The organism is Tessaracoccus aquimaris, assembly GCF_001997345.1.
In the GTDB taxonomy this organism is placed as follows: domain Bacteria; phylum Actinomycetota; class Actinomycetes; order Propionibacteriales; family Propionibacteriaceae; genus Arachnia; species Arachnia aquimaris.
Window position 1 is genome coordinate 1,211,345 of the sequence record NZ_CP019606.1, and the last position, 24,399, is coordinate 1,235,743.

At 67.2% G+C, this 24,399-nt stretch carries 24 protein-coding genes and 1 tRNA gene; 20 read left to right on the top strand and 5 right to left on the bottom strand.

Annotated elements, in window-relative coordinates:
* Positions 1 to 17: 17 nt before the first annotated feature.
* The 11 genes from BW730_RS05720 (at position 18) to BW730_RS05775 (ending at position 11,200) form a co-directional block, all read left to right on the top strand.
* Positions 18 to 1,103, top strand: a complete 1,086-nt coding sequence (locus BW730_RS05720; protein ID WP_077685418.1) for an ArdC-like ssDNA-binding domain-containing protein — start codon at positions 18 to 20, stop codon at positions 1,101 to 1,103.
* Entirely contained in the window at positions 1,103 to 2,047 is a 945-nt protein-coding gene (locus BW730_RS05725; protein ID WP_077685419.1) for a bifunctional DNA primase/polymerase, read from the top strand. Before BW730_RS05720 ends, BW730_RS05725 begins: the two co-directional genes overlap by 1 nt.
* Positions 2,047 to 2,796 carry a DUF2637 domain-containing protein gene (locus BW730_RS05730; protein ID WP_193432364.1) on the top strand — a complete coding sequence of 250 codons (750 nt, stop codon included), beginning with the start codon at positions 2,047 to 2,049 and terminating at the stop codon, positions 2,794 to 2,796. Before BW730_RS05725 ends, BW730_RS05730 begins: the two co-directional genes overlap by 1 nt.
* A gap of 527 nt (positions 2,797 to 3,323) precedes the next feature.
* Complete coding sequence (locus tag BW730_RS05740) at positions 3,324 to 4,214, top strand: hypothetical protein (protein ID WP_077685421.1); 891 nt, start codon at positions 3,324 to 3,326, stop codon at positions 4,212 to 4,214.
* Positions 4,211 to 5,224: a ParB N-terminal domain-containing protein gene (locus tag BW730_RS05745; RefSeq protein WP_077685422.1), complete on the top strand. Its 1,014-nt coding sequence runs from the start codon at positions 4,211 to 4,213 to the stop codon at positions 5,222 to 5,224. Before BW730_RS05740 ends, BW730_RS05745 begins: the two co-directional genes overlap by 4 nt.
* A gap of 53 nt (positions 5,225 to 5,277) precedes the next feature.
* Positions 5,278 to 5,970 carry a hypothetical protein gene (locus tag BW730_RS05750; RefSeq protein WP_077685423.1) on the top strand — a complete coding sequence of 231 codons (693 nt, stop codon included), beginning with the start codon at positions 5,278 to 5,280 and terminating at the stop codon, positions 5,968 to 5,970.
* An 18-nt stretch (positions 5,971 to 5,988) separates the two neighbouring features.
* The gene (locus tag BW730_RS05755; RefSeq protein ID WP_077685424.1) at positions 5,989 to 7,617 is read left to right on the top strand and encodes a M23 family metallopeptidase; all 1,629 of its coding nucleotides are present in this window, start codon (positions 5,989 to 5,991) and stop codon (positions 7,615 to 7,617) included.
* A 5-nt stretch (positions 7,618 to 7,622) separates the two neighbouring features.
* Positions 7,623 to 7,889: a DUF6112 family protein gene (locus BW730_RS05760; RefSeq protein WP_077685425.1), complete on the top strand. Its 267-nt coding sequence runs from the start codon at positions 7,623 to 7,625 to the stop codon at positions 7,887 to 7,889.
* Between the two features lie 128 nt (positions 7,890 to 8,017).
* Positions 8,018 to 8,329: a DUF6112 family protein gene (locus tag BW730_RS05765; RefSeq protein WP_077685426.1), complete on the top strand. Its 312-nt coding sequence runs from the start codon at positions 8,018 to 8,020 to the stop codon at positions 8,327 to 8,329.
* Positions 8,330 to 8,372: 43 nt separating this feature from the next.
* Positions 8,373 to 9,728: a conjugal transfer protein TrbL gene (locus BW730_RS05770; RefSeq protein WP_077685427.1), complete on the top strand. Its 1,356-nt coding sequence runs from the start codon at positions 8,373 to 8,375 to the stop codon at positions 9,726 to 9,728.
* 5 nt (positions 9,729 to 9,733) lie between these two features.
* The gene (locus BW730_RS05775; RefSeq protein ID WP_077685428.1) at positions 9,734 to 11,200 is read left to right on the top strand and encodes an SCO6880 family protein; all 1,467 of its coding nucleotides are present in this window, start codon (positions 9,734 to 9,736) and stop codon (positions 11,198 to 11,200) included.
* A 3-nt stretch (positions 11,201 to 11,203) separates the two neighbouring features.
* Here BW730_RS05775 and BW730_RS05780 read toward each other — a convergent pair whose 3' ends face one another.
* Positions 11,204 to 12,271: a CHAT domain-containing protein gene (locus BW730_RS05780; protein WP_077685429.1), complete on the bottom strand. Its 1,068-nt coding sequence runs from the start codon at positions 12,269 to 12,271 to the stop codon at positions 11,204 to 11,206.
* A 115-nt stretch (positions 12,272 to 12,386) separates the two neighbouring features.
* Here BW730_RS05780 and BW730_RS05785 point away from each other — a divergent pair, with 115 nt between their 5' ends.
* The 8 genes from BW730_RS05785 to BW730_RS05820 all read left to right on the top strand — a co-directional run bounded on the left by BW730_RS05785 (position 12,387) and on the right by BW730_RS05820 (position 19,549).
* Complete coding sequence (locus tag BW730_RS05785; RefSeq protein ID WP_077685430.1) at positions 12,387 to 13,178, top strand: hypothetical protein; 792 nt, start codon at positions 12,387 to 12,389, stop codon at positions 13,176 to 13,178.
* Entirely contained in the window at positions 13,175 to 14,656 is a 1,482-nt protein-coding gene (locus tag BW730_RS05790) for an ATP-binding protein (protein WP_077685431.1), read from the top strand. The genes BW730_RS05785 and BW730_RS05790 overlap by 4 nt, the downstream gene beginning before the upstream one ends.
* Positions 14,656 to 15,216, top strand: coding sequence for a hypothetical protein (locus BW730_RS05795; protein WP_077685432.1), 561 nt, complete (start codon positions 14,656 to 14,658; stop codon positions 15,214 to 15,216). Before BW730_RS05790 ends, BW730_RS05795 begins: the two co-directional genes overlap by 1 nt.
* Positions 15,213 to 17,000: a type IV secretory system conjugative DNA transfer family protein gene (locus BW730_RS05800; protein WP_077685433.1), complete on the top strand. Its 1,788-nt coding sequence runs from the start codon at positions 15,213 to 15,215 to the stop codon at positions 16,998 to 17,000. The genes BW730_RS05795 and BW730_RS05800 overlap by 4 nt, the downstream gene beginning before the upstream one ends.
* Before the next feature lie 88 nt (positions 17,001 to 17,088).
* The gene (locus BW730_RS05805) at positions 17,089 to 17,565 is read left to right on the top strand and encodes a single-stranded DNA-binding protein (protein WP_077685434.1); all 477 of its coding nucleotides are present in this window, start codon (positions 17,089 to 17,091) and stop codon (positions 17,563 to 17,565) included.
* Positions 17,566 to 17,576: 11 nt separating this feature from the next.
* Positions 17,577 to 18,170: a hypothetical protein gene (locus BW730_RS05810; protein WP_077685435.1), complete on the top strand. Its 594-nt coding sequence runs from the start codon at positions 17,577 to 17,579 to the stop codon at positions 18,168 to 18,170.
* On the top strand, positions 18,148 to 18,366 hold the full coding sequence (locus BW730_RS05815) for a helix-turn-helix domain-containing protein (RefSeq protein WP_077685436.1): 219 nt from the start codon (positions 18,148 to 18,150) through the stop codon (positions 18,364 to 18,366). Before BW730_RS05810 ends, BW730_RS05815 begins: the two co-directional genes overlap by 23 nt.
* A complete protein-coding gene (locus tag BW730_RS05820) occupies positions 18,359 to 19,549 on the top strand; it encodes a tyrosine-type recombinase/integrase (protein ID WP_193432365.1) in 1,191 nt (396 codons plus the stop codon). Before BW730_RS05815 ends, BW730_RS05820 begins: the two co-directional genes overlap by 8 nt.
* A 234-nt stretch (positions 19,550 to 19,783) precedes the next feature.
* Here the strand turns inward: BW730_RS05820 and BW730_RS05825 are convergent.
* A tRNA-Pro gene (locus BW730_RS05825) sits at positions 19,784 to 19,857 on the bottom strand.
* Positions 19,858 to 20,025: 168 nt separating this feature from the next.
* On the bottom strand, positions 20,026 to 20,676 hold the full coding sequence (locus BW730_RS05830; protein WP_077685438.1) for a class I SAM-dependent methyltransferase: 651 nt from the start codon (positions 20,674 to 20,676) through the stop codon (positions 20,026 to 20,028).
* A gap of 302 nt (positions 20,677 to 20,978) precedes the next feature.
* Between BW730_RS05830 and BW730_RS05835 the strand changes: the two genes are divergently transcribed.
* The gene (locus BW730_RS05835; RefSeq protein WP_077685439.1) at positions 20,979 to 21,533 is read left to right on the top strand and encodes a dihydrofolate reductase family protein; all 555 of its coding nucleotides are present in this window, start codon (positions 20,979 to 20,981) and stop codon (positions 21,531 to 21,533) included.
* Positions 21,534 to 21,941: 408 nt separating this feature from the next.
* Here the strand turns inward: BW730_RS05835 and BW730_RS05840 are convergent, their stop codons facing one another.
* Both BW730_RS05840 and der read right to left on the bottom strand, forming a co-directional pair.
* The gene (locus tag BW730_RS05840) at positions 21,942 to 22,982 is read right to left on the bottom strand and encodes a YdcF family protein (RefSeq protein WP_226997093.1); all 1,041 of its coding nucleotides are present in this window, start codon (positions 22,980 to 22,982) and stop codon (positions 21,942 to 21,944) included.
* A gap of 3 nt (positions 22,983 to 22,985) precedes the next feature.
* Positions 22,986 to 24,347, bottom strand: coding sequence for a ribosome biogenesis GTPase Der (gene der / locus BW730_RS05845; RefSeq protein WP_077685440.1), 1,362 nt, complete (start codon positions 24,345 to 24,347; stop codon positions 22,986 to 22,988).
* Positions 24,348 to 24,399: the final 52 nt, after the last annotated feature.

The window sequence follows — 24,399 nt, forward strand, 5'->3', positions numbered from 1 at the left end:
CAGACCCCAACTACACCGTGGATTGTGAAGAGCCGGCAAAGCTCGACGAGCTGCATGAGCGCCTGACCGGCGCTGTGGAACAGCTCGTCTCCGGTGATGACTGGGCTCGGGCGCTCGCGTTCGCGGCACGATTCCGGGCGCGATCGTTTTCCAACACGTTGCTGATCTGGGCGCAGCATGAGGCCGCCTACGAGGCAGGTCGCGTGCCCGACCCGATGCCGTCCTTTGTCGCGGGTTACAGGCAGTGGCAGGGGTTGGGCCGTCAGGTGGAGAAGGGCCAGCCGGGGTACATGATCTTCGCCCCGGTAACGGGACGCTTCGCCTCATCGAATCCCGCTGCCTCCGATTCATGGCGTCGGCTTGGGAAGGGCGAGCAGCCCCGGCCGGGCGAGGTAGTGCGGTCGAAGATGATCGCCGCCCGCCCTGCCTACGTGTGGGATGTCGCGCAGACGGCTGGGGACCCGATCCCGGAACCGCCCTCACCGCGCCTGCTGGAAGGCGAGGCACCGGCCGGTCTGTGGGGCGGGTTGGCGGCTCTGGTGGAGGAGCGCGGGTTTGAGGTGCTGCGGGTCCCGCATGAGGGGATGATCCACGGTGCCAACGGGTTGACGGACTACGCCGCGAAGACGGTGGCGGTGCGAGAAGACATGGACTCGGCCGCGCAGGTGAAGACTCTCGCTCACGAACTCGGTCATGTGCTCATGCACGGCCCTGATGCCGAGACCGCTCGCCAGCATCGTGGGATCGGGGAGGTCGAGGCGGAGTCGGTCGCGCTGATGATCGGCGCTGCCCACGGCATGGACACTTCTGGTTACACGATTCCGTACGTGTCGACGTGGGCGGCCAGGGTCGACGGCAAGGAGCCGGTCGAGATCGTCAAGACCACCGGTGAGCGGGTTCGCAAGATCGCGATGGGAATCCTCGACCAGCTCGATACCACCCAGATCGGGGACGGCACCCCGCCGGGCTTGGACCGCGAGACACCGCAACGGCCCCAGTCCGGTAGCGAACGGTCAGCGCCTGAACGCGCAGCGTTGCTACATGACGCTGGCGCGCGGGTCTCGACCGTAGCGACCGCAACGGCGCGAGAGAGGGGCCTGTGATGGTCTTCCCAGACGTGTTCGCCCGTGCGCTGACGCGAGCATCCGACCCGCAGTCGTTGCCTGCTGCCGCCGAAGAGCTGGCTCGCGTGGGAGTACCGGTGTTCCCGTGCATACCGGGCGGGAAGCGACCGCTGACCGAGCACGGCTTCCACGACGCCACCACCGATGCCGACCGAGTCGCCGCATGGTGGGGCCGGTCTCCTGGGGCGAACATCGGCGTCCCGACCGGTGCACCCTCGGGCATGGTCGTGGTGGATGTCGATGTCCATGGCCCTGTCGATGGGTTTCGTGGTTTCTCGCGCGCCCATCGAGCGGATCTGCTGGACAGGTGGCAGCTCCTGGTATCCACGCCGTCCGGTGGGATGCACGCCTACTACCAGTCCACGCCTGGTCAGGTGCAACGGTCCTGGCAGGCGGCGCGCGCGGGGATCGATTTCCGTGGCGACGGCGGATACATCGTCGTCCCGCCCTCACGGATGTCCATCGCCGGAGACGTTGTCTGTTATCGGGTGCGGCGGGTCGAGGCAGGAACGTCCTCGTTGCTTGACTCGGATCGGTTGCGGGATTTCCTCGACCCGCGTCCCACAGTTCGCGAGCCAATGAATACAGCTCAGCGGCAAGGTGCGGATGTGTCACGGTTGGCGAGATGGGTCGCTGGACGCGCGCAGGGTGAGCGGAACCGCAGCCTGTTCTGGGCCGCGTGCCGGCTCGCGGAGAACGGCCTACCAACCTCCGATGCCCTCGACGCACTGGGCACTGCTGCTTCGGATGCGGGTTTGAGCGAACGGGAGATCATCGCGACCATCCGTTCTGCCTACCGTGCCGCTCATCCCGACCGGGACGCGGCCTCGGCCTCGGTGCGAGCCTTGGCACCTTCAGAGGCAGGCATTTGGTTTGCCGGAGATCCTGCTGCTGTGGGCCCGTCGAATATGCGGAGGCTTTGATGTCCACCTCCGTTCTCGACAAGCACGCGGGCCGGCGCTGGGCGGTGGTGACGGCTGAGGCCGGGACGATATTCATCGCTGCGGGGGCGTTCTGGCTCAGCTTCACGGCATTGGCAGATCTCGCCGCCCGGTCCGGAATCGGCGAAGAACAAGCATGGGCTTGGCCGCTGATCGTGGACGGGATCATTGTTGTCGCTACGGTCGCCGTCGTCGCCCTGGCCGGACAGCGGTCAGCCTGGTACCCGTGGGCGCTGCTGGTCGGCGGGGCCGCCGTGTCTGTGACCGCGAACGCGATCCACGCCGTCGTCGCCGCCGACGCCGATGTCCCAGGTGTGCTGGCCGCGAGTGTGGCGGCAGTCCCGCCGGTTGTGCTGCTGGCGATCACCCATCTGACCGTCATCCTCACCCGCCCCATCCCCACCGCTGGGGAGCCGTCACCCGTTGAGGAGACGCCGGAAGTCTCAGGCACCACGACCGCGCAACGAAGCCTCGCACCACAGCCGCCGCGCATTGGGAGCACGCTCCTGAAACGGCCCTCCGCGGCTAAGGAAGCACCGCCCCGCGCGGCTGCTGCCGCGGGCGCGGATCGGCGCGACCATGCCCGGGAGCTCCATGGCCGGGGGTGGTCTAACAAGAAGATTGCCCGCGAGCTCCAGGTACATCCCTCGACCGTAGGCCGGTGGTTCGCCAGCGCGCACCTTCCCGACGACACCGAAGATGCCAACGTCGAGGAGGCAGAGAACTCATGAGCAGCCATCCCGCCCAGCCACACGAACGCCATCAACACGCGCCCGAACCGGATACGACGCCCGCCTCATCGGGGCGTGCCGATAGGACAGAAACCCCGGAGGCTGTGCAGGCCGCCAGAGTCAGCCGTCCGGGCAGCGACACATCGCCGGCAGGAGCGTCCGTCAGCCGTGTGAGGGGTGTGGAGTGGGTGCGGCCTACCGACCTGATGGCCCGGCACAGTGCCGCGTTGGCGGGTCGGGGTATCGATTTCGAGGTCGAGCTGACCCGCCGCACCCGCAACCTCCCGGCTCAGGCCGTCCGTGCGGGCAGACGCCGGATCAGCGACGCACAATCCGTCGAGGCAGAGCGGGCACGGCGTCTACCGCCGGTGTCGGACTTCGGTCGTTCGGGTGGGTCACAGTCGTGGGTGACGCGTTCGGGGATCGGGTTGGGGTGAGCTGACGATGCGCGCCCCCAGCACCGACACGTCGCCGATGACGTCTGCTGGAGGCGCGTGCGCACCTGTGTGTCAGGAGGTGCCCTGACCATGACCGAGAACACGCACACGACCACCGAGCGCCCGACCGAGAGCGTCGAGGACTTCACAACCGGCGAAGGCCTGCGGGTCCTGCTGCGCCGGCTCCACGCCTCAGGGCCGGGCGGATGGCGACGCGACCCATTGGCTGCTGAGCTGATGGTGTTCGTAGCCGAGAAGTACGCGCCCTTGGCGCGCAAGCACGGGTTGGACCCGTGGGAGGCCGCGTCCGCAGCGTTCGATGTGATGCGCACCCGGGCCGCCCGGACCGCGATCGATCCGTGGGCGGTGGTCACTCATGCGGTGCGGATCACCTGCATCTTTGAGGAACGTGCCCAAGGCTTGCTGTGCTCGGTGCATCAGGCACGACGCCCGCATGTGTCGGCGTTCCATGACCCGGAACGGTTCAGCGACCGCGACAATCCCCTGATCGACTACGACCCCGCGTTCCACGTCACCGATCCAACGCCAACCGTCGACGGCAAGAGCCAGGATGAGGACGAGCCCTTGGCGGGGGCGTCCACCTCGGCGTCGGCGGCGGTAGAGGATGCCATCGCGTTCTTCACCCTGCTGGACTGGCCGCCGTCGACCGCGCGAGCCGGGATCGAACACCTCTGCGGGGCACTGACCAGGGCTGGCACCCGCCAGGCCACCTACGAGGCGCTGCGACGCGACAAGCACGCCCGCGCCCAGCTCGACATCCCTCGCACCTCTTGGACTGCCCTCTTGAAAGCGGTGCTGGGCAATCCCCACCCGGCCTATGCCGCGACCGCTGCCGGGCGGGGCGTGCTGCTACGGCTGCTGATTGGCGAGCCCGTCACGGTGCTGCTGCGTGATGACGACCTCGTCCTCGCTGTCTCTCTCGCCGCACCTCGCGAACCTGGCGGGGGTGGGTCGCGGTGAGCGCGCCATCGGGGTTCATCGAGCTGGAGCGGACGGTCGCCTCGATTCGGGTCGGACGCCGGCATCGCACCGAGCTGGGCGACATCGATGAACTCGCTGCGTCTATTGAGCGCGACGGGCTCCTGCAACCCATCACGATCACCCCCGACGGGGTGCTGGTGTGCGGTGCACGTCGGCTGGCGGCGATCACACGTCTCGGCTGGAAGAAAGTCAACGTGTGGGTCCGCTCCGGGATCTCCGACCGCCTCGGACATCTCCTGGCCGAGCAGGACGACAACGCGCTGCACAAGCCACTGACACAGACCGAGGCCGCCGCCCTCTACCGGGAACTGAAAACGCTTATGGCCGAAGACGCCGAACGGCGACAAGCAGCAACCATGTTCAGCAGCGACCACCAGCCGGGAGCTGACGGTGGTGGAAAATTTCCACCACCGTCACCCGGCCCTCGCGGCAAGACCCGCGAGCAGGCCGCGGCGATGATTCCGGGCGGCGCCTCCTACAAGACCCTCGACAAGATCGGCTACCTGGAGCACATCGCCGCCGACCCTGCCCAACCGACCGAACTCCGCGCGCACGTCACCGCTGAGTTGGCACGCATCGATGCAGGCGCGCCGGTCCATCCCATTTACGAATCCATCCGCGCCACCGCGACCACCGCTCAAGATCAGCGTGAGACTGACCTGCACCAGATCGCCTCCGACGCGCTGTCCCGAGCCAAGAACAGCAAGACGAAGAAACGCACACCCCGCCCCATCCCGTCCTCCGACGGAGGTGGCGAGCCGATGCAGTATCCGGTGCGAGCGTTCGTGCTCACCTGGGGCGAACTGGCCGACTGGTGGACCCACTACGACGTCGATCAGCTCGCCGCCGAACTCAGCGACGAACAGATCGAGTCCTTCTTGAGCACGGTCGCCGGGACTGGCCGGTTCGCGGACGAGCTGCGTGCTGCCCACGACCGACAGACCGGCAGTGACCTCGCGCCCGTCCGCGGTCACCTTCGCGCCCTCTGACTACTCCGCGCCTTCCTTCGCGCCGATGGGTTCCGGTTGTGCACCTACGGGGCATGAAGACACCCGACCTCACTGACCCCCGTATCCGTCGCCGGTGGATCGCCGTGCTCGCCGCCGTCGCGGCGGTTCTCGTGCTGGCCGGTGTCGGCGTCTACGGCCTCATCACTGGACCACCCACGCCAGCCGGCACCGACAGCGGCGCGGCCGGTCCTGGGCCGGTCGCCACGACACCTACCGTCCCGGCGCCGACTGCGACACCGCGCCTGCCCGTCGTAGCCGGGTCGGATGATCCGGAGACCTTCGCCCGCAACGTTGCGGCCGCCCTCTTCGCCTGGGACACCGCGTCCGGGTTCATGCCCCTGGACTACACCTCAGTACTTCTTGCTGTCGGCGACCCCACTGGCGCCGAGCAAGCCGGGCTTGCCTCCGACATCACCACCTACCTGCCCACCCGGGAGGCATGGGTTGAGCTGCGCCAGTACGCCACGACCCAGCACCTCACCATCGACACCCTGTTCGTCCCCGATGCCTGGGACACCGCCATCGGCCAAGCCCAGCCGGGCCAGTTCGCTGCGGGAACGACCGCCTTCACATTCGAGGGCACCCGCCACCGCACCGGCCTCTGGAACAACCAACCGGTCACCTCCGAACACCCGGTCACGTTCACGGTGTTCATCGTCTGCGGCCCGACCTACGACACCTGCCATCTGCTGCGGCTGTCCCAGCTCGACAACCCCCTCCGATAAGGCCGGGGTGAATCACTCGTGAAGAAGCTCGCCGCTGCCGCGCTCGCCCTGGTTCTACTCGGCCCGTCGTTCGCTCTGGTCGGGATCGGGGTGCTGATGAACCCTGCCTCCACGGCCGCGTGCACCGTCACCGGGAACGGCATCACGATCGGCGATGTCCCCGAGTCGTTGACCGTGACCACCGCGAACGGCGAGACATTCACCCTCAACAACCGGCAGCTCACCCACGCCGCGACAATCATCGAGACCGGCTCGGGCATCGACGGGGTTACCCGGGACGGGCTCCAGATCGCGCTGATGGCAGCCCTCACCGAATCCACCCTGCGCATGCTCGCCAACACGGGCACCTACCCCGAATCCGGGAACTACCCCAACGACGGTGACGGCTCCGACCACGACTCGCTGGGTCTGTTCCAGATGCGACCTCAGTCCGGGTGGGGCACGGTCGCCGACCTCATGGACCCCGTCTATCAGGCGCGGGCGTTCTTCGGAGGACCAGACGGGCCGAACTACCCCAGTCCCCGAGGGCTGCTAGATATCCCCGGCTGGGAATCGATGGACAAGGGCGAAGCCGCCCAGGCCGTCGAGGTATCTGCCTATCCCGACCGGTACCGCAACTACGAGCCCGTCGCCGAGACCATCCTGACCACCCTCACCACCACGACCACTGCGGGCACTTCGACCGGCGGCACAGTTGCGCCGATAGTGATGACCGCGGCGGAGTCGTCGCGGGTGGTGTTCCCGCTGCCGGAGGGCACCTGGGTTCCCTCCTCGGACTACGGGCCCCGGGTCCACCCAATCACCGGGGAGAACTCGTTCCACACCGGCACCGACTTCGCCGCCCCCGACGGCACCCCCATCCTCGCCGCAGCAGACGGCACCGTGACCGTCGCGGAATTCTCCGGCGGCTACGGCGGACTTGTCGTCATCGAACATCACATCGACGGAGCAGTCGTCGCGACGGCGTATGCGCACATGTGGGAGACCGGCATCCGCGTCACCGCCGGCGACACCGTGACCGCCGGACAGCACATCGGCGACGTTGGCTCCTCCGGCAACTCCACCGGACCACACCTGCACTTCGAGGTCCGCAACGGCGGCACCAACGGCCAGCACACCGACCCCGCCTCCTGGCTCAACGCCCACAACGCCGCCGACCTGCCCGAGCCTGCCACCGGCACACCCGGCGGCTGCAACCCCAGGCCGGGGACACCGGGCGGGGAGCCGGAGCCGGTGGATGGCGACCCAGACCGAATGGTCGACGACCCCACCAGCGGTGGGCAGATCACCGCCCGCCTCCTGAACCTCCACACCCAGGCCACCGCAGCGTTCCCGGAGACCTCGTGGTCCTGCTACTGGCCACGTCCCGGCACTGTCTCCGAACACCCCCTGGGGCGGGCATGCGATCTCACGTTCGGCAACGCCATCGGCCAACGCCCGACTCCCCCGCAGCTCGAGGCCGGATGGCGGGTCACCAACTGGATGAAGGACCACGCCGAAACCCTCGGCGTCGATTATCTGATCTGGCAGGACAAGATCTGGTCCTTGGCCCGAGACGTCGAAGGGTGGCGCGACTACGCGCACGGCACCGATATCACCACCCGGCACATCGACCACCTCCACGTTACCGTGCGAACCGGAAGCTGACGGCCATGGACGTGTTCCCCGACTTCGAGGGCCTGAGCGGCATCGGCGACCTGCGCGAAGTGGTCGGCGCGCTCCTGACGTTCGTGCTCATCACCGCCGTGCTGATGCTGATCGTCTCCGCCATCATCTGGGCCATCGCTACCGCCAACGGCAACCACACCGCCGCGTCCAAGGCACGCATCGGCGCGTGGACCGCCCTCGGGACCACAGTCGTGGCCGGCGGCGGGGTCGCGTGGATGAACTGGCTCATCACCCTCGGCCAGCAGCTCTGACGACGCCCTGCCGCCCCGTCCCGGACCTGTCGTGTTCGCAGCGTCGCGGGTTGGGCCGCGCACCTGCCCGACGAACCCATCCATGTTCTTCGCCCTATGGGCGGTGAACGTTCGTCAGGAGGCCCACCGTGTTCGATCTCATCACCGCCCTGCCCGTGCTCATGCCCATGGACATCAACATCGATCCCAACAGCGACGGCCTGCCCGGTATCGCACAACTCCGCACCATCGTCGGCGCCGTCATGACCGTCGGACTGATCCTGTCCGTGCTGGCGCTGATCATCTCGGCGATCGTGTGGGGCTTCGGCGCGAACTCCTCCAACCCGCATCTCGCCGGCCGCGGAAAGGTCGGCGTCCTCGTCTCCTGCGGTGCGGCAGTGATCTGCGGAGCGTCGGTGACGCTGATCAACTTCTTCTGGAACGTCGGCCAGCAGGTCTGACCCACCCACCCGACTCGACCCCTAAGTGTGAGGAGTGATTGCGGTGGGTGTGTGCGATGTCCCCATCATCTCGTCCGTCTGCGACACAGCCGGCGAAGCCGCCGCGTCCCTGGTGGCGGCACCGTTCGACTGGCTCGCCTCCGCGATGGGCGCCGCCGCGGGCTGGCTGTTCGAGGCCGTCTGGACCGTGTTCGACACCACCACCCTGGTCGACGTCACCCGGCCGGAGTATGTGGCGGTCTACAACATCTTGTTCGGCATCGCCGTGTTCGTGATGCTGATCTTCTTCTGCCTCCAACTCATCACCGGCCTCATCCGCCGTGACCCGACCGCCCTGTCCCGGGCAGCACTCGGCCTAGCAAAATCCGTCCTCGGATCGTTCGTCGTCATCACCCTGACCGCGTTGCTCCTGGAGATCGTCGATCAGCTCTGCATCGGCATCGTCCAAGCCGCTGGCGAAACCACCGAATCGATGGGTGACAAGATCACGCTGCTGGCCGCAGGCCTGGTCGGGATCAACATCGCCGCCCCCGGGGTCGGGGCGATCATCACGATCTTCCTCGCTGGCCTCGCCATCGCCGCCGCCGCCATCGTGTGGTTGAGCTTGCTGGTCCGCAAGGCCCTCCTGCTAGTCGCGATCGTTCTCGCGCCGCTGGCGTTTTCCGGTGCGTCATGGGATGCCACGAAGGGATGGATCAGCAAATGGGCGATGTTCGTCATCGCCCTGATCGTCTCCAAGCTCGTCCTGGTCGTGATGTTCCTCGTCGCCATCACCCAAGTCTCCGCGCCGATCGACGGGGATCTGTCCTCCGTCGCCGATCCGATCGCCGGGATCGTGCTGATGGCCATGGCCGCATTCGCCCCCTACCTGACGTACAAGTTCCTGTCCTTTGTGGGCTTCGACATGTACCACGCGATCGGGTCCGAGCAGGACGCGAAGAACGCCCTCAACCGGCCCATCCCCACACCATCGAAGCCGCAGGGCGGCGAGCCAAAGAAGGTCCTCGACGGCGGCAACAACTCCGGAGGCGGCGGGGGTGGGAAGACCCCGCCGCCACCGACAAACACGGCGCCCCAGGGCCCTGGTGGCGTTGCCGGAGCCGGAGGAGGGAAGGCCGCCGCCGCGGGCGGCAGCTCCGCAGGGGCAGGGGCCGCGGCAGCAGGCCCGGTCGCAGCGGCAGTAATCGCAGCAAAGGTCGCCAAAGACGCCGCTACCGCTGGGCCCAAAGCCGGCGCCGCGCTCGGCGGGCACGGCGAGACCGCCGCAGACTCCGCCTCCCAGGCAGGCAGCACACCCCCGCCGTCACAGACACCGCCGCCGTCCACCCCGGCGCCCAAGACACCGACTGCACCAAAACAGACCCCACCTCCGGCTCCGAAGCCGACCGGGAAGGAGTGAGAACCATGACGACCAAGAACGAGCGCGCCATGTCGTCGGAACTGGTGCCAGTGAAGTTCTCCCGCCTCACCCGCCGGGGAGTGCTGCTGGGCCTGTCTCTGACCCAGCTCATCACCTTGGCCACCGGCATCCTGAGCATCGTCGGCGCGCTATACGCCGGCGGCGGCATCCTGCTCGCCTACACCGCACCCGTCTGGGTACTCGCCGCCGCCCTGACCTGGACACCCATCGCCGGACGCCCAGCCATCGAATGGTTACCCGTCGCGTCCTGGTGGCTCTGGCGTTCCACCGGCGGGCAACTTCTCTACCGCAGGCGGGTCGTCACCCCACGCCCCGTCGGCACCCTCGCCCTGCCCGGCGACACGGCGCGACTCCGCGAATACACCGACCCCGACACGAACGCTGGGATGATCCACGACCCCCACCAGCAGACCCTGACTGTTGTGTGCGAGATCAGCCATCCCGCGTTCGTGCTCCTCGATCCGGGCGAGCAGGAGCGTCGCGTCACCTCCTGGGGCCGCGTGCTGGCCACCGTGTGCCGATCCGGCCGAATCGCCACTCTCCAAGTGTTGGAGCGCACCCTGCCGGACTCCGGCACCGGGCTGGCCGAATGGTGGGCCTCCCACGGGATCTCCGACGACTCCTGGGCGGCGACCACCTACGCCGAACTCATTGACCGCGCCGGGCCCGCCGGAGAACGACACGCCACCACCCTGTCTCTCTCGCTGGACATGAAAGCCGCCGCTCGGCAGATCAGGACCGCCGGCGGCGGCATCCGCGGCGGCGCAGCCGTACTCCGCCAGGAGATGTCCACCCTCGTTGCAGCTCTGCGCTCCGCCGACCTCACACCCTCCGGATGGCTCACCGCTGGAAAGATCGCCGTCATCCTCCGCGGTGCCTACGACCCGGCGATCGCCGCCACCCTCGAACGTCACGGCGAGCTGGGACAGAACCTCGCTACCGCCGGCCCGGTCGCAGTCAACGAGTCCTGGACACGGCTGCGCACCGACTCCGCCCACCACACGACACTGTGGATCAGTGAGTGGCCCCGCTCGATGGTCTATCCCGGATTCCTGTCGCCGGTACTGCTGTCCACCGGCGTCCAACGCAGCTTCTCGCTGATCTGCACTCCGATGCGCTCGGACCAAGCCGCCCGAGACATCCGCAAGAAGAAGGTCGAGCACATCAGCGACGCCACTCAGAGGGCGAAGATTGGCCAGATCGAGGACGCCGCCCTCACTGCCGAGTACCAAGACGTTCTCCAGCAGGAAGCCGACCTCACCGCAGGCCACGGGGTACTGCGCTACACCGGTCTCATCAGCGTCTCTGCCCCTACCGTCGACGAGCTGGAAGCGGCGGTAGCGGCTATTGAACAGGCAGCGATCCAAGCCTCTTGCGAGACCAGACCCCTCGTTGGTCAGCAGGCGGCGGCCTTTACGGCCGCCGCGTTGCCTCTGTGCCGGTCTGTCTGAGGTTTAGGCGGGATCGGTGGGCCTGACGAGGATGGTTGTTGTCGGGTCGACATCGGGGGCCCACGCCAGCGTGGGCAGATCGGCACTGTCCAGTCCGTCGAGTTCGAGACGGACCTGTCCGGCCAGGTGGGCGGAGTTGACCGACTGCCCGTTGGCAATTGCGGCGTAGAACTGGGCTGCGTAGTTGATCGCGTCGGCATCGTCGATGCTGTCGGCCATGCCGATCGCGAACGGCACGACCTGGTCCACCAGATCATCGATCTGGGCTGCAGACTTGCAGGAGTTCAGCAGCACCAGCAGCGGCGGATCATCGGTGGCGCGGATGGCGTTGGCAAACGCGCGGGCCGTGACGATCACGCCGCTGTGCGGTGCGTCCTGCTCGTCCTCGAACACGATGAGATCCTCGTTGCTATGGCCTGAGAAGTGCACCACGTGGGGGCGGAACTTGGTAATTCCGTCGAGGAGGTCATGGGTGGTCGCCGCCGGACGTACGTCGAGTTCGATCTGATCGCGATGCAAAGCGGATTCGACGGCCGCCCGGATGCGCTTCTGTTCCCTTCCCACTCGGAGGTCTCCTTCCGAGGATGCCCCGAGAATCAGGACCCGAAGTTTTTCCGGCTTGGGGGTAGGAAGCTGGCGAAGAACCTGATCGACCGCTGATTCGGTTCCACTGATCCGTGACTCCAGTGTTGCCCGATCAGCGGCAGTCCGCCGGTCCGCCTGCTGCTGTTCGCGTTTACGGCGGCGTTCCGCGGCATCTGCCTCAGACTGCTCTGCTCGCGTCAGCTTGATCAGCAATGCGGACTCCTCTTTCGAGTACCCGGCAGCCTTCGACTGCAACCGGCCGGCTTCTTTGCCCGCGGTTTCGGCTTCCTGGTCCTTGCGATCAGCTTCGCGGAGCTTGCTCTTCGCAGTCGTCTCGCTCTTGGTCTTCGACGCAGACTGTCGGGCCTTGGCGGCCTCTGCACGCTTCTTGGACTCCTTCGTCCGATACTCGCCGGCCTTCTTCTCGGCCTCGATCCGCTGCTTGCGTTTCCGTTCAAGCTGACCCCGGTACTGACTCGCGCTCATCTGACTACCCCTCGCTCCATTGCGTCCACTCTTAGCCACGCTACGCCCGACCACGGACACCCGTGGCTCATCGCCGCGCACCTGCTTGACACGCCACGTGCCAAGGAGACTCGCAATGCCGACATTCAACGATCCACTCGCCGATGCCGCCGAGGCATCAGAAGCGCTGCGCGGCCTCGCCCACGCCAGCCGGACCTTCGACAACCCCGCCGACACGTACGCCGTTTTCGGAGATGTGATCTCCGGAGTGCGGTCGCTGCGACAGGTCCTCGATCAGCTCGCGGACGCTCATCTGACACACCGCGAGCGCGCCCACGACGACCCCGGCAATCACGCTGCCGGAGCAGGTAGTGCCCTGACCGCTGCGGATGAGCTGCACCAGGCGGGCACTCTGCTGGATCAGGTGCACGATCGACTTGATGCAGCGTTCGGACACTCGGGAAAGATCGCCTGGCACCCCGAACCCGCCCTCGAACAAGCGTCGCTAAGCGAGCCCGCCGCGCGGCGGTGGGTCTCTGTCATGTTCCTCCAAGGCGAGGACGCCGATGAGGTACTCGACCTGATCGACCGGGACGGCACGGACGCGGCGATCGAACACTTGAAGAGATTCGACTACGGCGACGAGACCACCTCAGCCGCGATGGAGAACGGGTACGTCTACGACGAGCCCCCGGCGGGGTCGCTGGACCGTGTGATTGCCGATGGGGACTACACCCTCACGTCAAACGCGGCGATGGGGCACGTGAGCCTGCTACGCGCGTACCCGGTTCCGCTTGATCCGCCTCTGGCTGGATCGGGTGCCAAGCCCAGGCGCGAGGCGATGCGGACGTCGCCGGTGGCGGTTAGGGACTGGTTCGCTGGTCCGGCCGGCGGGACGGCTTCTATGGGGCGGGGGCTGTCGCTGTGAATGAACGCGAGCAGTTGCACACATCCGTACTAGTCGCGCCTGCCTCCGAGCGCCGCCGGCTCCGTAAGCAGCGACGGCAGGCCGCCGCCCACCTCCAGGCTGAACATCGCCGCACCGAGATCACCGAAGCGAGGGCGAAAGCGGAGGCCGAGCGCGCCGAACGACGAGCCACCGCCTACCTGCCTGCGGCGGGTGAGCCCGGCCCGGCAGCACTGCGCTCCCCCGGCAAGTTCCGCCTGCCTCGGCATCAGGACACCTCTGCGACCTTGGCGGGGGCGTATCCGTTCGTCGCAGAAGGTGGGCTCGGCGCCGACGGGGTGTTCGTCGGTCAAGACCTCTACTCGGGAGGGTCGTTCGTGTACGACCCCTGGGTGCTCTACGCCCGAGGCATCATCACGGCACCGAACGTGGTGCTCGCGGGGATCGTCGGCTCTGGCAAATCCAGCCTCGCGAAGTCTCTCTACACGCGGAGCATTCCGTTCGGCCGCCGCGTGTATGTTCCGGGCGATCCGAAGGGCGAGCACACTGCGGTCGCGAAGGCCGTCGGTGGGCGCGCGATCGTCTTGGGCCATGGACTCAACACACGCCTGAACCCGCTCGACGAGGGCCACCGTCCCTCCGGTCTGTCCAATGAGCAGTGGGCTATCACCGTTGCATCCCGCCGCCGCGACCTGATCGGGTCACTGGCTGAAACGGTCCTGGCTCGCGGGTTGACTCCGTTGGAGCACACCGCGATCGACCTGGCACTCACCCAGACGGTGCGGGAGAACACCGTGCCGATCTTGCCGATGGTCGTTGATCGCATCCTTAGTCCCAATGCCGATGCCGACGACCGGTTGGCCGACGACGGACGGCTCGTCGGCCACGCTCTTCGCCGCCTGGTCGCCGGCGACCTCGCCGGCTTGTTCGATGGCCCGTCTACGGTGACGTTCGACCCGTCCCTGCCGATGATCAGCCTGGATCTGTCCCGGGTCACCGAGAACAGCACCCTGATCTCCGTGCTGATGACGTGCTCGTCGGCGTGGATGGAATCCGCCTTGTTGGACCCGAACGGCGGGCAACGCTGGGTCATCTACGACGAGGCGTGGCGGCTCATGTCCCACCCGGCGCTGCTGCGCAGGATGGACGCGCACTGGCGGCTGGCTCGGCACTACGGGATCGCGAACATGCTGATCTTCCACAAGCTGAGCGACCTCGACAACGTCGGCGATGCCGGCTCCGCGATGCGGTCCTTGGCGAACTCACTGCTAGCCAATGCGGAGACCAGGATCGTCTACCGGCAGGAATCCGACCAGCTCGGTCCCACGGCACAGGCCCTCGGGCTCACTGGCACCGAGCAGAAGCTTCTCCCCTCGTTAGGTGTCGGACAAGGACTGTGGCGGATCAAGGACAGGGCCTTCGTGACCCAACACCAACTGCATCCCGCCGAGCTGGAGTTGTTCGACACCAGCTCCCGGCTCACGCAGGGGGTGAAGTGATGCACCGCAAGCCCCTCCGCCCTTCGACCTGGCACGAACCCGAGCAGACCCCCGTCGTGCTTCCGCACACGGTCGTCACCGTCACTGACGATGGTGAACTGGACGTCACTGTCGACGGAACCGCATTCCCACCGCCGACCGAAGAGCAGGCGTGGACGCGGAGCGCTTTCGGAGCATTGCTCGATGCCATCACCGAGGACCGGGCGACCGCAGTACGCATCGAGGTCCGTGAGACCGACGGGAGCGTGTTCACCGACATCATCCGCGCCCGCCGGCGCATCACGCCCGACCCGGCAGCGCCCGAGCCGGGGAAACAGGGCGGCAAGCACGCCACGAGGACACGAACGCCCGAACTGGTCGAGGTGACAGCGGACGGGTTCGTGCCGGGCGAGGACGTCGCCGTCGCGGTCATCGTTTCCCACACCGATGCCACTGGAACCGGCCGCGCCCGCACCCTCCTCGACAAGACTCACCTCTCCTCCCTGCTGCGAGACCGGACCGGCGAGGTCGTGCTCCTCGGGCGAATCTCCGGCACCGTTCACGTTCGGCGGCTGCCATGAACCCATCCCAGCAACGTCAGGGTGGTTCGGTCGGCGATGAGCTGACAAACGCCGCACTCGTCGGACTGGTCGGGATCTTCGGCGTCGCGCTCATTCTGCGTGCCGCCGGAAGCATGGCAGCGGTCCTCTCCGGCACACCACAACCCACATCGGGGCCAGCATCCGGATTGGCGGTGCTCGCCAATCCGGGCGACCCGGCCACAGCGCTCGGCGCCCGCAGCCTCAGCCCGATCGTGTACTGGGGCACCACCGCAATCCTGCTCGCGAGCCTCGCCACCGCAGGGATCTGGGTGTGGGTCAGGTTTCGACGGCACACCCGAAAGGTCGACACCGACCCGCGACGTCTGATCGGCACCGCCACCGCCCACGAGGTCACACAGACCGCCTCAGCCAAGGCGCTTCTCCGCCGGGCATCTACGCTCCGCCCCTCCGTCGACAAACCGACCCCAAGTGATGTGGGCTACCGAATCGGCACTTCCAAAGGGCGAGATGTCTGGGCCAGCGTCGAGGACTCAATCCTGCTGATCGGACCACCCCGCTCCGGCAAAGGCCTCCACATCGTCATCAACGCCATCCTCGATGCGCCCGGCGCTGTCGTCACCACCAGCACACGCCCAGACAACCTCACCGCCACTCTCCGCGCGCGGCAACGTGACGGACGCCCGACGGCCGTGTTCGACCCCCAGCACCTCGCCGAAGGCATCCCCGCAGGCATGCGTTGGTCACCTATCCGCGGCTGCGAAGACCCGCTAACCGCGATGATCCGCGCCACCGGCCTCGCCGCCGCCACCGGACTCTCATCCGGCGGAGTCGAATCTGGCGGATTCTGGGAAGGCAAAACCCGCACCGCACTCCAAGCGCTCCTCCACGCCGCCGCCCTCGACCAGCGGCCACCATCAGAGCTGTTCCGGTGGACCCTCGACTCCACGGCTGCCGCCGAAGCCGTCGCGATCCTCACGAACAGCGCTCAAGCCGCGACTGGCTGGGCGGACTCCCTCGGGGCGATGATCGACTCCGACCCCAAGACCCGCGATTCGATCTGGCAGGGCGTTGCCCTCGCCCTCGGTGCCCTCGCTGACCCCCGCGTCCTCGACGCCGTCTCACCCGGGCCCGGCGAAGGCTTCGACCCCGAGACGTTCATCCGAGAACGTGGCACCCTCTACCTCCTCGCCACCGGCGCCGGAGCCGGCGCATCCGCCGCACTCGTGGCAGCGCTCGTTGAAGACCTCATCGAGACCGCTCGCCGCATTGCCGCGCGGTCACCCGGCGCACGCCTCGACCCGCCCCTGCTGCTCGCACTCGACGAGATCGGCAACCTCGCCCCGTTACCGTCTCTGCCGACACTGATGGCGGAGGGCGGCGGCACCGGCATCACCACTATGCCTGTCCTTCAGTCACTGGCCCAGGCTCGGGACAAGTGGTCGGACAACGCCGCCGGTGCGATCTGGGACGCGTCCATCGTGAAGATCATCCTTGGCGGCGCCTCCAACTCCCGTGACCTCCAAGACCTCTCCACGCTCATCGGCGAACGCGACGAATACATCGACAGCGTGACCCTCGGCGACCACGGCAGCCGCTCGAACCAGCGCTCCATCCGCCGCGTGCCGATCCTCCCGCCGGACCGCATACGCACCTTGCCGTTCGGCACCGGCGTCACCCTGCTCCGCTCCGCACCACCAATCATCACCGACTTGCGGGCCTGGACCTCGCGCCCTGATAGCACCCAGCTCAAGGAGGAGCGGGCAGGGATCGAGGCGCGGCTACGACGCCCAGTCGACTCCTGACGAGAGCGACCGTGGGCGTTGCTGTGCACCTGCCTCATACGAGCGACCCCGCACCGGCGGTCGTCACGAACGCCAGGAGGAGAGCCCGATGGCTATCCGCACTCAGCAGTCCATCTCAGGTTTCATCGCGTCTGATCCGCAGCTCAACTACACGTCCAAGGGCGAGGCGAGGTTCTACGCGCGGATCGGGCAGCAGCACTTCCGTCGGGAAGGCGACGGGACATTTACCCGGCTGGAGCCGACGTTCCACGATCTCGTTGCGTTTCGTGCCACCGCCGAGCGCGCCCATGAACGATTCGCCAAGGGCGACAGCTTCGTCGCCGAGGGATACGTCCACCCCTACACGAGCGAGCGCGACGGGCAGAGCACCGACGTTGAAGAGTTCGTCGCCAAGAAGATCGGTCACGACCTCGCCCGCACCACCTATGAAGTCGACCGCACACGACGTGCCCCGGACGCCGTTGAACAAGTCGCTCCGACCCGAGGGCCCGTCGACCGGTCCGCCCCTGTACATGCAGGCGCGCGACGGACATCCCCCGACAACGGGCCCGCGATTGGGTTGTGAGGAGTCCAGTCATGGAGGACATCGCTGAGGCTCCAGAGTTTGACGAACCAGAGCCGCGCCAACTCAATGAGCACGACTACGACGAGCACCCGCTGGTCGACACCGGACTGATCGCCGAGCCGCCCCATCCGGTGAACTGGAACCTGCTCACCGCGGACGAAGCCGGCGCCGAATGGATCGAACTCGACCAATGGGTGCACTGGCTCCGTCGCACGTACGGCCTACCGGCCTCGGTGATCCCACCGTTCTGGTACCGACACCCTGAACTGCTGTGGGAACTGTCGGCACTGCATCTGCATTGGCTCTGCGCCTACGACCCCGACCAGAACGGGTCCGCACCTCTCGGGTGGCACCGCGACTTTGCTGACACACGGCAACGGCTTCGCGAGTGGGTTGCCGCTTCCGGGACCCGCCTGGATCGTGATCGCCCCACCCGGCAGACCACCTGGCCTGGTGAGGAACCTGGACCCGCGATCGATGATGTCGTGCTCACAGACCGCTCGGCAGACTTCGAAGCGTTCGTGACCGCCGACGTCGCCAGACGGCAGGCGGCTGAGGATGAGTTCTACGCGAGTCTCGACGATGAACATCCAACCGAGGATTGACGACGGCATCGGCAACGTCGAAACGCTGTGGTGTGCCAGGGACGTCGCCGAGTTCTTGAACGTCTCCCAAGCCACGCTCTCGCGTTGGCGCAGGGAAAAGGTCGGGCCGCCGTTCCTCCAGATCGGCGGCATCTCCCGCTACAACCCGTCATCGGTGCGCGCATGGGTCAACGCGAACGAGCAGGCTCATGGCTGATCCACGCAACCGCCGTATGCCGCCGGTTGGAGTGAAACTCACCACCGACGTCGAGCGTCGCATCGACGGATATCGGGCTCGCGTGCGCTGGACCGACCCCTCAAGTCATAAGCGAGTCGGCCGTGTCAGCCATGTAAGAACTGCGGAGGAGGTTGAGGAGTTCTTCGAGCAGATGCGGGCGGCGACCGAAACCGGCAACGACACCACCGTGACGCTGGCCGACTACGCGGCCTCGATCGGCGAGAGGTGGCAGCGCGGCCTCGACCCCACCTCCACCGCCGAGCTGTACGACACCGGGCTCCGGCTTCGCGTGCTGCCAGCGCTCGGGCACATCCGAGTCGCGAAAATCACCGCCGGGATGATCGACCGCACCATCGACACCTGGGAGACCGAGCACTCCGCCTCAACGATCAAGAACTCCATCGCCCCACTCGTCCGGGTCCTGGACGAAGCCGTCCGCGACGACATCATCTCCATCAACCCTGCCAAGCACCGCGCCCGCCGGAACCTCGGCAAACACGTCACCCAGACCACCGGAGCGCTCCGACAGTACGCACTCCCAGATCTCCCGACGTTGCAGAAGCTCGCGGCCGCCTGCGGGGAAGTGCACCAGTCATACTCCGATCACGTCATGCTGGCCGCCCTGCTGGCAGCCCGCGGCTCCGAAGTCGCAGGACTGCGGGCAGGTGACGTGGATTGGGACAACCACATCGTCTGGATCAGACGCCAGCACTACCCCGGCAGAGGCGGTCTCGTCATCAAACAGACCAAAGGTCGCCGAGACCGTCCCGTCCCAATGCTCGACGCTCTCGAACCCGTTCTCGAACGTCTCACCGCTGAGAAAGAGCCCGACGACCCGCTCCTGCGGGGGCCGCGCGGCGGCGTCCTCACTACAGCGACGGTCCGCGACGCCACCCACTGGGACGACCTCGTGGCAAAGCTTGGCTTCGACAACCTCACCCGCCACGGGCTCCGCCACACCGGAGCAACCTGGATGGCCGACGCCGGCATCGCCCTCCATGTGCTCCAAGAGATCCTCGGGCACCAGTCGATCGAGACCACCAAGGGCTACCTGCACCCTGACCACCGGCACCTCGCCGAAGCCGCCAGGCAGGCCAACCAGTTCCTCTCCGCAGCACCCACCAGAAGGGACCCAGCCCGCCGCGACGGACCCCACCTATGACCACCGCTGAACAGCCGCTCCGCCCCTTCCAGAAGGGGCCGGAGCATCGGCCTGCCCGGATTCTGGTCCACCTCATGGGCACCTATTGGTGCACCCCACGGGCGACGAGCTCGAAAAGGATTGGTCCACTTAGTCAGCAGAAGGCTCGAGCAGATCGAGCAAGTGGACCAGCCAGTGACCACATCCAGAAACGACGAAGCCCTGGTGAAAGTTGCCTCTCACCAGGGCTTTTTGTCGGGATGACAGGATTTGAACCTGCGACCCCTTGACCCCCAGTCAAGTGCGCTACCAAGCTGCGCCACATCCCGTTGTTTAGTTTTCGAGCCATCTTGCCGCTTCAACTCACCTGACCCCCAGTCAGGTGCGCTACCAAGCTGCGCTACAGCCCGCCCGGATCGTTTCCGATCCGAAAGAAGACTTTAGCGGACCCAGGGCGTTCTGGTCCAACTGGGGCCGCGGGCACCGTCAGGCTTCCGTCAGGGCAGGCGCCTGACGAGGACGATCGAGTCCTCCAGCACCGCCGGAGCCCCGTCCGGGGCGGTGACCTCGCGGCCTCGCACCTGAGCGGTCTCGACGGCCCACTCCCCCGGAGCCAGGTCCAGGTCGGCGACCTCCGCCTCGGGAGAGGACTGCTTGAAGTCGTGGCGATGCTCGTCGGCTGCCCACGGCGGCGGGGCCGCGTGCGAAGTGAGCAGGAGTCGTCCGCCTGGCGCCACCAGCGATGCTGCGGTGCGCAGGATGGCGGCCCGTTCGAGTGCAACGGGCGACTGGAGGAAGCTTGCCGTGACAAGGTCGAAGTGGCCGTCGAGGTCGAGTTCGGTCAGGTCGCCGACGAGGAAGCTCGCCTGGTCCTCGACGCCCTGCTCCTCCGCCGCGAGCCGCGCCCGTTCGATCGCGGCGGGAGAGATGTCGATGCCGATGGCGTCCCAGCCCTGCTGGGCGAGCCAGACGACGTCGCCTCCCTCGCCGCAGCCGAGATCGAGGGCCGAGCCTGGCTCGAGAGATGAGGCCACCTCGGCCAGAACGGCGTTGACCTTGCCGGACCACACCTGGTCGCGCTCCTGGTACCAGGACTCCCAGAACTCCCCCGGCTCGCGTGCCTCGTCGGGGTGGTGGTGATGCGTCATCGTTCGTCCTTCCGTCGCCTGTCAGGGCAAACGTAGCGCCCCAACGGTCGCGGCGGGTTCCGGCGTTCCACACCCGGCAACAAGCGTGGGGTTCGGTTGGGGATGAGCATGTTTGGTTGCTCGTTGGCCCATGCGTCACGTTTGAACGATCGATTCAGAAACGAGTTGCCAGACATGCTCAAGTGCCTGGTCCGGTAGGCGCCCAGGCCATGCCTTGAAGCGCCGAGCGGGCCTTGTGCGTGTCGCGACAACGGATGACGCTGAGGGCTTGCGTCACGGGATCGTCGTCGTAGCGTCGAGGCATGGACACCAAGGCAGCGCTGCTGGTCGACTTCATCACCTCGCTCGACGGATATGGCGCGGGAAAGGGCTGGCCGGGCTACTGGGGACTCGAAGGGCCCGAGTACATCGGGTGGCTGAACGCCCAGGCGGAGAAGGGCTGGCCGATAGTGATGGGCGGTGTGACCTACCGCCTGATGGCCGGTTTCGCGGCGAGCGGCGAGCCGGGGGTCGAGGAGATCATGACCTCGCCCAAGTACGTCGTGTCGGGGTCGATCAATGAAAGTGACCTGATGCCGAACACCACCGTGATCACCCACGACGCGATCGGGGCGGTCCGCCGCCTCAAGGAGGACGGCATCAGCCTCCGCACCTTGGGGAGCCTGACGCTGTGTCGCTCGCTGCTGCGGGAGGGTCTGGTCGACCGGTTCCGGGTGGGGATCTTCCCGGTCATCACGGGAATCACCGGACAGGAGCGGATCTACGACGGGTACCCCGACGTGCGGCTGGACCTGATCGAGTCGCGGGTGCTGGACGGCCGGATCCAGATCCTCGACTACCGGCCGACGGTGGTGTAACCGGGCGGCTGACCCCGGTCGCCTTTGGCCGAGGCTGGTCCTTCGGCATCTCGCGCGCGGGATTGCGCGTGACTCGCGCGGGAATGCGATCGCGCGGGTGAGCCAGGCGACATCCCGCGGCCGGACCTGACGCGTGCTGTAGTCGGGATGGCGGTGCTGCTACAGAGGCTTCGACGCGACCCGGTCGCTGCGCTCCCGGGTCGGCTCACCCAGCGGTGGGCCGGCTCACCCTCGGCGTGGTGACACAGGGCGGTGACCTGCTGTGGGCGGGATTGCGGTCCTGTCGCGGACGGCTTCGACACTACCCCGGTCGCTGCGCTCCCGGGTCGGCTCACCCAGCGGTAGGTCGGCTCACCCAGCGGCAGATCGGCTCACCCGGAGGTGAGGGAGATTGCCCCAGCGGTTACGTCAGGGGGTGACGATCCAGTTGATGGTCAGAAGGACGACGGGCAGGCAGAGGAGCAGGATGATTGCCAGGTTGATCCGCGAGTGCTCGAGCAGGATCGCGCCGAACTCGCGGATAGTGGCGCTCGGCCAGTAGTAGGGCGCCGTCCTGCAGCCGACTGTGTACCCCGGGATGCCCGCCTTGCGCATGATCACCGCGGAACGGAACGCGTGGTAGTTGCTGGTCGCCACCGCGACCTCGCCCTCGGCCTGCCAACGCTTCATCAACTGGGCAGAGTTAGCCAGGTTCTCCTCGGTGTCGGTCGACCGGTCCTCGCGCACCAGCGAGTCGGCCGGGAAGTCACGCTCGAGCAGGTAGCGCCGCATCGCCTCAGCCTCGGACAACTTCTCGTCCCTGCCCTGTCCGCCCGACACGATCAGGATGGGCGAGCGGCCCGCCTCGACGGACTTCTCGAACACGGCGCGACCCCGCTCGATCCGACCAGCCAACAACGGCGTGACCCGCTCTCCGCCGCCCAGCCCCGAACCGAGCACCACGACGGCGTCGACGGGGCCACCGAAGCGGCGCGTGCCCCATTGGTACAACTGCGAGTACAGCAGGTACGACACGAACAGGAACGCGACGTAGGCGCCGGGCAGCCCCAGCACGCCGAGCCACACGAACCAGTCCGTCCGGTCGCTCATCAGCACGATCACGGTGCCCGCCAGGTACACCAGGATCACCATGCCGTGGCCCGCCGACAGCAGCGCCGACAGCCCGAAGCCCTCCTTGCGCAGCATCGTGAACGCGTTGACGATCAGGAAGGCGCCAAGCACCGCGATGCCGGCGACCAGCAGGAAGAACATGCCGAGCAGCGCCCAGGTGCCGACCTCAGCCGACGTGGTGGCGTTCAACAACGGCAGCGCCGTGCCGAGCGCGACGCCGCCGAGTTCAAGAAGCGCGAGCGAAAGCAGCAGCCCGAGGCCGAAGCGCCGCGACTCCCGATAGACGGCGATGAAGAAGATCGCCAGCAGCACCAGCCCGGGAAGGGCCAGCGTCCACACCGGTCAGCGGTCCGCGCGCTTGGCCCGCGCTCGGATCTCGACGTGCACCGGCGAGCCCTCGAAGCCGAAGTCCTCGCGGAGCCGACGCTCGATGAACCGCTTGTACGGGTCGTCCATCTGGCCGCTCGTGAACAGCACGAAGGTGGGGGGACAGTTGTGCGCCTCGGTGCCGAACAGGATGCGCGGCTGCTTCCCGCCACGAACGGGGTGCGGGTGCGACGCCGCGAGCCGACCGAGGAAGGCGTTCAGCTTGCCCGTCGAGATGCGGGTCTCCCAGCCGGCCCGGGCGGTCTCGATGGCCTTGCTCAGCTTGTCGACGTTGCGGCCGGTCAGGGCGGAGATGTTGACGGTGGGCGCCCACTTCCAGGCGATCAGGTCCCGCTCGATCTCGCGGTCGAGGTAGCGGCGACGCTCCTCGTCGGTGAGATCCCACTTGTTGAACGCGATCACCATGGCCCGACCGGCGTCCTCGATGGAGTTGAGGATGCGCAGGTCCTGGTCGCTGATCGGCTCGGACGCGTCGATGACCATGATGCAGACCTGGGCCCGCTCGATCGCTGCCTGGGTGCGGAGGCTGGCGTAGTACTCGTGCCCGCTTGCCTCCTTGACGCGTCGACGGATGCCGGCGGTGTCGATCAGGCGGTAGACCTGGCCGCCTACCTCGACGATCTCGTCGACGGGGTCGACGGTGGTGCCCGAGATGTCGGAGACCACGACCCGCTGCTGTGCCGCGAGCTTGTTCAGGAGCGACGACTTGCCGACGTTCGGCTTGCCGACGATGGCGACCCGCAGCGGCCCGGCCTCCTCGACCTCTGCCTCGCGCGGCGCGTCGGGGAGGGCGTCAAGGAGCGCGTCCAGCAGGTCGCCGGAGCCTCGCCCGTGCATCGCCGAGACGGGATAGGGCTCCCCCAGTCCCAGGTTCCACATGGTGGCCGCAAGCGCCTCGTGGCGCTGGTCGTCGACCTTGTTGGCGGCCAGCACCACGGGCTTCTTGGAGCGGCGGAGCACCCGCACGACGGCCTCGTCCTCGTCCAGTGTCCCGACCGTGGCGTCGACGACGAAGAGGACGGCGTCGGCAGTTGCGATGGCCAACTCGGCCTGTTCGGCAATCTGTGCAGCCATGCCCTTGGCATCGGAGACCCAGCCGCCTGTGTCGACCAGGACGAACTCCTTGCCGTTCCAGTTGGCGTCGTAGCTGACCCGGTCGCGCGTCACCCCTGGGGTGTCCTGGACGACCGCCTCGCGGCGCCCCAGGATGCGGTTGACCAATGTCGACTTGCCGACGTTCGGCCGGCCGACGACGGCGACGATCGGCTTGACTGTCTCAGTCACTGCTGCTCCTTGGGGCTTGGGCGGACAACCCATGCTATCGGTTCCGTCCAATGCGGCGACGACGGCGGGAAAGCCAGCGGGAGCA